The 9,760-nt window shown below is 58.6% G+C and carries 8 protein-coding genes and 2 pseudogenes; 4 read left to right on the top strand and 6 right to left on the bottom strand.

Features of this window, described 5'->3' with window-relative positions; translation table 11 throughout:
- Positions 1-200: 200 nt before the first annotated feature.
- Positions 201-501, bottom strand: a pseudogene (locus tag GA0061100_RS35355) (DUF3830 family protein); the annotation flags it as partial.
- A 603-nt stretch (positions 502-1,104) separates the two neighbouring features.
- Between GA0061100_RS35355 and GA0061100_RS33425 the strand changes: the two are divergent.
- Positions 1,105-1,548, top strand: a pseudogene (locus GA0061100_RS33425) (ISL3 family transposase); the annotation flags it as partial.
- A 194-nt stretch (positions 1,549-1,742) separates the two neighbouring features.
- Here GA0061100_RS33425 and GA0061100_RS33420 read toward each other — a convergent pair.
- The 5 genes from GA0061100_RS33420 to GA0061100_RS33400 are packed head-to-tail and all read right to left on the bottom strand — an operon-like array spanning position 1,743 to position 6,343.
- Positions 1,743-2,975, bottom strand: a complete 1,233-nt coding sequence (locus tag GA0061100_RS33420) for an ABC transporter substrate-binding protein (protein WP_075857156.1) — start codon at positions 2,973-2,975, stop codon at positions 1,743-1,745.
- Positions 2,972-3,967: a branched-chain amino acid ABC transporter permease gene (locus GA0061100_RS33415; RefSeq protein ID WP_075857155.1), complete on the bottom strand. Its 996-nt coding sequence runs from the start codon at positions 3,965-3,967 to the stop codon at positions 2,972-2,974. Before GA0061100_RS33415 ends, GA0061100_RS33420 begins: the two co-directional genes overlap by 4 nt.
- A complete protein-coding gene (locus GA0061100_RS33410; RefSeq protein ID WP_075857154.1) occupies positions 3,964-4,845 on the bottom strand; it encodes a branched-chain amino acid ABC transporter permease in 882 nt (293 codons plus the stop codon). The genes GA0061100_RS33415 and GA0061100_RS33410 overlap by 4 nt, the downstream gene beginning before the upstream one ends.
- Positions 4,845-5,555, bottom strand: a complete 711-nt coding sequence (locus tag GA0061100_RS33405; RefSeq protein ID WP_075857153.1) for an ABC transporter ATP-binding protein — start codon at positions 5,553-5,555, stop codon at positions 4,845-4,847. The genes GA0061100_RS33410 and GA0061100_RS33405 overlap by 1 nt, the downstream gene beginning before the upstream one ends.
- Positions 5,552-6,343 (bottom strand): ABC transporter ATP-binding protein, encoded by a 792-nt coding sequence (locus tag GA0061100_RS33400; RefSeq protein ID WP_075857152.1) that lies wholly within the window; start codon positions 6,341-6,343, stop codon positions 5,552-5,554. Before GA0061100_RS33400 ends, GA0061100_RS33405 begins: the two co-directional genes overlap by 4 nt.
- Before the next feature lie 230 nt (positions 6,344-6,573).
- Between GA0061100_RS33400 and GA0061100_RS33395 the strand changes: the two genes are divergently transcribed.
- Genes GA0061100_RS33395 through GA0061100_RS33385 form a run of 3 tightly spaced genes read left to right on the top strand, consistent with a single transcriptional unit; the run spans position 6,574 to position 9,744 of the window.
- Entirely contained in the window at positions 6,574-7,761 is a 1,188-nt protein-coding gene (locus tag GA0061100_RS33395; protein ID WP_143525612.1) for a cytochrome P450, read from the top strand.
- Complete coding sequence (locus GA0061100_RS33390; RefSeq protein WP_083961518.1) at positions 7,761-8,786, top strand: amidohydrolase family protein; 1,026 nt, start codon at positions 7,761-7,763, stop codon at positions 8,784-8,786. The genes GA0061100_RS33395 and GA0061100_RS33390 overlap by 1 nt, the downstream gene beginning before the upstream one ends.
- 28 nt (positions 8,787-8,814) lie before the next feature.
- A complete protein-coding gene (locus GA0061100_RS33385; protein WP_075857150.1) occupies positions 8,815-9,744 on the top strand; it encodes an ABC transporter substrate-binding protein in 930 nt (309 codons plus the stop codon).
- Positions 9,745-9,760: the final 16 nt, after the last annotated feature.

Below are 9,760 nucleotides of genomic sequence, written 5' to 3'. Positions count from 1 at the left end.
GGCGCTCGCTCAGCAGAAACAAATCACTCATCACGGTCTCCTTCTGGAAACCGTGAGAATCACATCTCAATCCAATTTAATAGGTCCTGACCCTAAAGGAGACCACCCAACAGTTCCGGCCACAGCTGCATGAAGCGGATGTGACCGAGAGATCTTTTGAGCGGTGTCCTTTGAAAATGGCGATAGCGCTTTACGCCGAATTATTCCGAAATCTCTTCAAACCTGATGGCCTGAGCACCTTCCCCATAACACCAGGCGGCCCAGTTCCGGTAGTTTGTCGAGGTTCGATGTAAGCGTGACGAAATGATTGCCGGCAAGCTGCCCCATCTTTGGCGAGAAGTCGACGCCGCCATAGGCAAGCAGGATTTCGGTTTCGCTGATGGCGCCGGGATAAAGAATGATCTGCCCGGGGGCATAGGAGGCATACCAGCGGAATGTGATCGACGATTGCAGGAAGCGATGATCACCAACCAGATAGCTGGGCAGGTGCACCGGCGATCCGTCGGGATTGCGCGCATCCAACGCCTCGCCGATGTTGAAATGCGCCTCGCTGACGAAGCGCTTGCCGAGCCGGTTGACGACGATCGAATGCGGTTCGTAGAGGAAGTTGACGGGCAGGCCGTAGCGCTTGCCTTCGTAGCGCGTCGGCAGGCAAACATACACATTCGCCTGGTCCATCCGATCGAGATGCGCGCCGACGGATGCCGCCCTCTTGAATAGTGATAATCGGACAGCGGCGCCCAGTTCGGGTCTCGCTTTTCTCCTGAAGGATCGAAAGCCGCACAAACAAACCGGCGAGGTCCCCGGCTTTTATCGAATGCTTCGACATTGTTGCACCTTTACCTGGTGACAGCGACGTTATCACCCAAGTTGAGCGGCTGAGCTCCAATGAAACAAAGATTACACCAAGGTCGGCGTGGATGTTGGCTGCATGATCGGTCTTGAACATTTCTGCCTCACAACAAGGGGTTGGTGGAAACCCTTTCATTTTGCAAAAATGCTGGGCCGCCATCCAGCCCATGGGATCTTTAATGTTCAGGGGCCAATAAGGGTGATACTGCGCCGGCTTGGATTGAGCTCGCCGACAAAACGTATGACAATGCGCCTGTCCGTGATCCGCAAACCGGTCATTTGATCTCACCCATTGTCGCCGCTACTCTTTGCATCAAGCCGCGCGGCGCACTGACCATCAATCAGGCGCGGAAAGTCGATGCCCTCAAACAGGGATCACGGACGTTTGCTGTTTTGCGCAGCTTCGCCATGCGATTTCACGGCATATTTCGTGGCCGAACCTCGGCGAAACTCGACCAATGGATCGACGATGCCATTCATTCTGGTCTTGCCTTCCTAGCCCGTTTTGCCCGTGTACTTCGCCGTGACATCGACGCCGTCTGTAACGCCATCGACCTGCCCTGGAGCAACGGTCAGGCAGAAGGCCAGATCAACCGACTGGAGACGATCAAGCGCGCAATGTACGGCAGGGCGGGACCAGAGCTTCTCAGGGCGCGGATGATGCCAATTAAATTGACTGATCTCCACACAAATTGAGGAAGACCCGATTAAATGCAAACTGACAAGTGTACAGATCCAGATGATCCGTGATCATCAGTTCATCAACGAGGTGGCGGGGGGTGAAGGCCGTTGTCAGCAAGCCACGTGGTTCAGTAGTCATTGTCACACACGCCTGAAACTTTACTTGCGTGTGTGGGCACCGGTTTAGCGGCGCCCACTGGCAACGCGGGCTATTCGTGGGTCTTGCCTTCGAAGTCTAAGATGCCTCCGTGGGCCACATACTTTTGGCCGTCGAACTGATAGAGCTGGAGAGCTTCGATGGGGTAAATGTCGGATCCTTCCTTGGTCGTCATTGTGATACCCTCTTGGAGCAATGGGTTTTTCCATCCGTTCATGTTGTGAACGACTTTCATCAGCTTTTCGCGTGTCGGGTCCTTGAGCTTTTCAAGGGACTGGATGAGCGTGTCGCCGATTGCATATCCAGTCTGGCCGATCGTGTTGGCGAAGACGAAATTCACCTTGGCTGCCTTTATGGCGTCGAGATAGTGATCGATGCCTTCGTCGCCGGTCTTTTGATCGCTGATGATCGGCTTTAGGAAGTCGGAAGTGATGATGCCCTTGGCATTTTCCAGGCCCACTGACTGGAGAACAGGATACGCCGATGACAAGTTGGTGACCAGAGTCAAAGGCTTCCAACCGCTTTCGGACTGAAAGCGGATGGCTTCGCCGCCCTGGCGGGGCGCGGCGATAATAACCAGGGTATCAGCGCCGGACGCTTTCAGAGTGTTGAGTTGGGTTTCGACCGTCGGATCTTGTGACGTTACGGGTTGACGTGCGATCACCTTTATGTTCGAGCTGCCAATTGCCCCGTCGAAAGCCTTCATGAAGGTCTGGCCGGTTTCCGTGTTCAAATATAGAAACGCCACCTTCGCGTTAGGCTTGTTCGCCTTGAGGTATTCAGCAAACGAATCCGCCTCAGTCGAGAAGGACGGCACGAAACCGACTTCCCATTTGGGAGCATTCAGTGAAACGACACCGGAATACATGAACACGTTCGGCACTTTCTTCTGCGTGATGTAACGGCCGATCGCTAGGTTGTTCGGGGTCGCGGCTGTGCCGACGAGTGCAAACACCTGATCTTTCTCGACCATCTTGCGGACATTCGCCAAGGTGCGCTGCGGATCAAGGCCATCATCTTCGATGATGAGATCGATCTTGCGGATCTTGCCGTCGCCCATCTTGACGCCGCCTGCGGCGTTGGCCTGTTCGACCCGTGCTCGTATGCCTTCCGCGACGCCGCCGACGACCGCGACCGGTCCAGTCAGCGGTCCCGTGACACCAATTTTAATGGTGTCGTCGGTGACGCCCGGCGACGGTTCCGAAGCGTTGGCATTGCTTGCCGCGAGCAGCGCCGCGAAAGCCAGCGGCATTGCGCATCCTTTCAGTGTGGAGATAAAGCTCATATCAGTTCCTCCCTTGTTTCAATTTGGCGTCGGCTACTCGCCATCCTCCGAAAAGTCATCGAGAGCCATTTTTCGATGAAGCCAGTGACCCCATTGCGCGCGACCATCATGATCAGGATCAGGGCGAGGCCGTAGATCAGGTTGCCGAGGCTCAGGTTGATGTCGGATGCCCAGGTTGGGACGAAGACCATGAACAGACCGCCGAGAAACGCTCCGACGATACTGGTGACGCCGCCGACAATGCTTCCGATCACGATGTTGATGGACAGGATTGCCAGGAATGACTCCGGGCTGATGAAACCACTGATGATGCCGAACACCCCGCCGCCCAGTCCCGCGAGCGCCGAACTTGCGGCAAACGCCCAAAGGCGGGTACGTGTCAGGTTGACGCCGAGCGCTTGGGCAATCTGTGGATTATCCCGCTGTGCCCTAAGGGAGCGCACGTTGTCGCCGAAGAGCATCAGCGAGACGAGTAGGGCACCGAGGCCAGCGCAGGTCAGGGCTATGATATAGAGCCACAGTTCGGGGCGATCCGATAAGAAACTCGGAGCTTCCGGGGCGTCGATCGGAAGACCCGACACGCCACCGGTCAGGCTTCCCATCTTGAGCAGCAGTTGCGGGAATGCGGCTGCGATGCCGAATGTAACGATGGCCAGTTGCAAGCCCTGAAGCCTGAGCGCTGGAAGGCCGATGACCAGCCCAATCGCTGCTGCCACAGCGGCAGAGGCAGGCAGCGTCACGAGCGGTGAGAGGCCGTAGGTAGCGTTAAGGATCGCGGTAACGTAAGCGCCGACGCCGAACAGCGTTCCCTGCGCCAGGCAAATCTGCCCGGCGAACCCCATCAGCAGGTTCAAACCAAGGATGGCAATGGCATAGGCAATGGCAATCGCCACCTGCTGCAGCACGTATCCCGGCGCAAAGACTGGGATCAGGATCGCGACGATCGCGAAGAGACCGAACTTGAGAGCGGCCGCGCGGAATCCATCATTCATAGCTTTGTCACCTTATAGGAACCGAACAGGCCAACGGGCTTCACAAGCAGGATGACCAGGGTGAGGGCGATCGGCACTGCGATGCGCATGTCGGCGCCGATGAATGAGAGGTAGCTGGCACCCAAGCTCTCGGCGACGCCGACGGCGAGGCCGCCGACGATCGCGCCAAGCGGACTGTCCCAGCCGCCGAGCGTCGCTGCAGCGAGCCCGTAAAAGAGGATTGGCGTCATCATTGTCGGGCTGAGGAACAGGCGTGGGGCAATGAGGACGGCGGCAAGCGCCCCGATGACGGCGGCAAAGCCCCACCCCAACATCAGCATGCGTTCGACGTTGACGCCGACAAGCACGCTTCGAGCGTGGTCGAAAGCCGCCGCGCGCATCGACAGGCCAAGCCTGGTGAACCGGAAGATAAAGCCCATCGCCAAAGCAATAACAAGAAGGATCGTTAGCGTGCCGATGGCCGAAGAGAGCACGCGTACCCCGCCGATATTGAAGCCACCGTCAGGAAAAAGGCTCGGGAACGAGAGCTGTTCGGCGCCCCAAATCCACATGGACGCGGCTTGGAAAAGAACGAGGATGCCAAGGGTGATGACGACGATCGCCTCCACCGGAGCGCTCATCATCGGCCGGATAATCAAACGGAAAGTCAGAACCCCAATACAGAACGCCACGACAAGGCTCGCGAGGACGGCGAGCCACAGCGGAGCACCCCATTGCATCAACTGCCAGGCGACATAGGCGGAAAAGGTCGCCATCTCGCCCTGGCCGAAGTTGACGACGTTGGTTGCCCTGAAGATGAGGACGAGCGCCAGGGCCAGCGCCGCGTAAATTGCGCCCGTGGTCAGGCCACTGACGACGAGCTGGAAGAAGAGGTTCATCAGGCAACTCCCAGGTAAGATTTCTTGATGTCTCCGTTGTCGATCAGCTCCTTTGCCGCACCGCTCGCGACGATCTGGCCGGCCTCGATGACGAAAGCCCGGTCGGCATATTGAAGGGTGATGTCGACATTCTGCTCGACCACGAGCAGCGTCATGCCGTGATCCTTGTTGAGCGTCTTGAAAATCGCCAGGATTTCCTGCGTGATCGAGGGGGCGAGCCCGAGCGATGGCTCGTCGCACATCAGAAGCTTCGGTCGGGACATGAGAGCGCGTGCGACAGCCAGCATTTGCTGTTCTCCGCCACTAAGGTTTCCCGCAAGCTGGTTGCGCCGTTCGCGCAGACGCGGGAATGTCTCGTACCAGCGTTCCTTGTCCTCCCTCACTTGGGAGCGGTTGGACACGATCGTCGCTCCGAGCGACAGGTTTTCATCGACCGTGAACTCGGAGAAAGTCCCTCGTCCTTGGGGTATGTGAGCGATGCCGAGCGCGAGACGCTTCTGGGCCACGATCTTGTCGAGCGCTTTTCCAGCGAAGGCAACCGAACCCTTGAAGGGAAGCAGTCCCGACACGGCGCGCAGCAGAGTTGTCTTCCCGGCCCCGTTGGAGCCGAGCAGGGCGACAAACTCGCCTTCGCCCACTGAGAACGAACAGTCGAACAGCGCCTGCGTCTTGCCGTAGAATACTGAGAGATTCTTGAGATCCAGCGTCATGCGGCCTTCCCGAGGTAGGCGGCAATCACCGCGTCGTTGGACTTGATTTCGGAAGGGGTGCCCTCGGCCAAGTTGCGGCCCAGGTGCAACACAACGATCCGGTCACAAAGGCTCATGACCAAGCCCATGTGATGCTCGATGAGAAGAATGGAGAGGTTCCGTTTGCGTCTGATACCGTCGACGAGCGCCCCGAATTCGTGGACTTCGCCGTGGGTCAGCCCGCCGGCGGGTTCGTCAAGCAGAAGAATTTTAGGCGCGGCAGCAAGCGCGCGAGCAATCTCCATGCGCTTTTGGAGGGGATAGGGAAGCGATCCGGCGGTGCGCGGTGCGAGCTCGGCCATGCCGACCTCTTCAAGCACCGCCATTGCCTTTTCGCGCGCGGACCGTTCCACAGCCCTTGCCCTGGACGGAGCGAAGATCGCTTGAGCGAATTTGCCGCCAAACTGATGATGTGCCCCGAGCATGACATTTTCCAGAACGGTCATTGAGGCATAGATGCCAAGGTTCTGGAAGGTCCTCGCGATGCCCATTCCGATCATCTCGCGCGAACCCACGCCTTCGAGCGGCTGACCGCCAAGCGTGATAGATCCGCTTGTGTAATTAACAAGCCGGGTCGCAGCGTTGAGAAAGGTCGATTTGCCGGCTCCGTTTGGCCCGATCAAGCCACAGATTTCTCCTGCCTTCACGGAAACCGATACATTGGTCAGGGCCTTGACGCCGCCAAATTGCACGGAAACATCCCGCGCCTCAAGCACAAGGCGCACCTCGGCGATGCTGCTGTTGCTCACTGATTTCCTCCCTTCCGAAGCGGTCTCTCCAAGGCCTGTCCATTTCTCTTATTGACAGCCAATCCCGCTTTGGATACCTATCAGTATCTGAAGACGTTTCAGTATGTCAAGCATCAATCGCATAGCGATTGCTCCAAAGGAACGTCCTGGGAATGCGTGCCGCTGGGTTGGAGAACATGGTGGCGAGATTGGCGAAACCCCACAAAGCGGGGTGAGGGAGGAAATCAGTGATGGGAACGCACACCGATCTAACGGGCGAAAATCTCTATAGGGATCCCTATCCCGTCTACGCGAGGCTGCGCGCGGAGGAGCCTGTGGCTTTCTTCGAGGGGACGAAAGAATATTTCATTACGCGGTTCGACGACTGCCGCACGATCGGCGGCAACGACAAGGTGTTCGGGCCGTCGGGCTCGGCGAACCGTCCGGAAGCACGCGTCATGGGCATGCCGAACGTCCTGACCATGTCTGGCGAGGATCATCAGTGCCTCCGCCAGGGTATCGACGAAAATCTCACGCAGGAACGAGTGCGCTCGTTCGTCGAAGGTCTGACGCGCCCGGTCGTGCAGCGCTACATGGACTCCATCAAGAAGAATGGTGAAGCGAACCTGACGGCGGAGCTCTTCGAGCCAATCTCGGTGCGGTGCATTGGCGACGTCATCGGCCTGACGGAGACGCCGAACGAAACCCTCGTGGAGTGGTTTCACGCGATGGCGCTGGGCCTGCAGAACGTCAGCAATGATCCGGCCATATGGAAGCGACTGGACGACGCGCTGGCCGACATCGACAGGCAGATGGGCGATCTTTACCAGGCGTGCCTGTCGAAGCCCAATCACTCGCTGCTCAGCCATGTCATGTATGGCGGCATGCCAAAGGGCGAGGTTCGCAGTTGGGAAGAGATTTCTCCGACCATGCGCGTCATCATCCTCGGTGGCCTCCAGGAGCCAGGTCATGCGGCGGCAAACGCCTGCACGGGTCTTCTTTCGAATCCCGACCAGGCGAAGCTTATGGCGGAGCAGCCGCAGGAAAACGCGATGCGCGCCTTCGACGAGGGTCTGCGCTGGATCGCCCCGATCGGCGTAACGCCGCGCATCGCCAAGCAAGATTTCGAGATCGCCGGCACGGTCATCCCTGAGGGGGCATCTGTCGCCATCGTCATGGGGTCGGCCAACCGCGATGAGGCGCGTTTCGAAGATGCCGCCCGCTTCGACATGTTCCGCAAGAAGAAGCAGCATCTGTCGTTCGGTTTCCGCCCGCACTTCTGTTCCGGCCACTTCCTGTCCCGTGCGATGGGCGAGATTGCCCTTGCCGAGGTGTTCGCGCAGTTGCCCGATCTTCGTCTCGACACATCGCGGGAGATAAAGGGCAAGGGCTGGCGGTTCCGTGGCATCTCCGACCTCCCCGCGAAGTGGAATGCGTGATGTCGCTGATCATCGACTGCCACGGCCACTTCACGACCGAACCGTCGGAGCACCACGCCTTCCGCGCGGCGCAAGTCGCCTATGCGGAAGGAAAATCTTCCGAGATCCCGGTCTATCCGGGAATCCCCGACAAGCAGTTGCACGACATCATTGAGGCGAACCAGCTTAAAATTCAGCGCGAGCGCGGCTCGCATGTAACGCTGCTCAGCCCCCGTGCTTCCGGTATGGGACACCATGTGCCGGGGCTGTCGGTCGCCAAGGAATGGTCGCGCCTGTCGAACGACAATGTTGGCCGGATCGTTGACATGTTCCCGGATAATTTTGCTGCCGTCTGCCAGCTTCCTCAGACGGTCGATGGCGACCTATCTGTTGTCATCGAGGAGTTGGAACGCTGCGTCGAAAACGGTTTCGTCGGGTGCAATCTCAACCCCGACCCCTCAGGCGGGCGTTGGAGTGCGCCGCCGATCTACGATCCATGGTGGGACCCTATGTGGGAGGCTATGGTTGCCCTCAGGATCCCTGCGATGATCCACGTTTCGAGCTCCTGCGAGCGCTGCCTTCACATGACGGGTGCGCACTATATCAACGCCGATACGGCGGTGTTCATGCAGTTGATTCAGGGAGACCTGTTCGAGCGTCATCCGGAAATCAAGCTCATCATACCGCACGGAGGCGGGGCCGCGCCGTATCACTGGGGCCGCTATCGCGGCCTTTCGATCATGCTCGAAAAGCCGGGCCTCGACACGCACCTCATGAACAATGTGTTCTTCGACACCTGCGTCTATCACCAGGCGGGCATTGATACGCTCTTCCGCGTCGTCGACATCAAGAACATCCTGTTCGGCTCCGAGCTACTCGGCGCTGTGAAGGCGACCGATCCAGAGACCGGCTACCCCTTCGACGACACCAAAAGATACATCGACCATCTCACCCTCGACGACCACCAGAGACAGGCGGTCTTCGAAGGGAATGCGCGACGGGTCTATCCGCTTTTGGACGAAAGGCTGCGCGGGCGCGGACTTTGAAGCCCAGCGAATATCAGGGAGAAATCATATGGCTTCCGGCCAACATCTAAGCCTCGCAGGCGGGGCGCAAGGGTTCAACTGGCTTCCGGTCTTCGTGGCCGAAGAGCATGGAATTTTCGCCAAGCACGGGCTGGTGATCGAGTACAAGAAGATGGGCACCGTCGACAAGGCGACGACAGCCGTTGTCGAAGGCGAGGCCGATCTCGCGATAACGCCACCGGAAGGCGCCGTCTCGAACTTCGTCAAAGGCGGCGAACTCAGAGCCATCGCCTCGAATTCCAATCGCCTGCCGATGTCGCTCGTCGCTCTGCCTTCGGTCAAGACGATCAAGGACCTCAAGGGCAAAAAGGTCGGCACCTCGTCGCTGACGGAGGGCACGGCGATCTACACTCAAATGCTGCTGTCGAAGGAAGGCCTGCGGTATCCTGGCGACTACGAATTCGAACTTGCCGGCATTCACACCAAGCGCTGGGAAGCCCTGCAGGCGGGGGAAATTGACTGCGCCCCGCAGCCCGCGCCATGGAATTTCCTGGCCGAACGCGAAGGCTACACCCTGATCGGCGAGATCAATGATGTCATCCCCGAGATCGTCTTTGCCGCTGTCATCGGCCGCAAAAGCTGGTTGGACGGCAACCGCGATGTGATCGCCCGTTTCCTCAAGGCGCTGTTTGAGGCGTATGCGATAACAAACGACCCGAGCCGCGAAGACATCACGCTTCCGATTTTCCAGCGAATTACCACGAAAGACGACAGCGAACTCGCCTCACGTGGCCTTCGCTACATGCGCGACATGGGCATGTGGCCCGGCGATCTCTCCATTCCGCAAAGTGCGATGGATGCCACGGTCGACTTGATGATCCGCGCCAACCTGCTTGACGAAGCAGCCAGATCGGGCGCCGCCGGCGTGTTCGATCGCAGCTTCCTCCAGGGCGCGGTCGGTTGGTTGAAACATGTTTGATCGCATCTCGGGAGGC

Source organism: Martinezella hainanensis (assembly GCF_900094555.1).
Taxonomy (GTDB): domain Bacteria; phylum Pseudomonadota; class Alphaproteobacteria; order Rhizobiales; family Rhizobiaceae; genus Rhizobium; species Rhizobium hainanense.
This window is presented reverse-complemented; position numbering and strand designations above follow the sequence as displayed.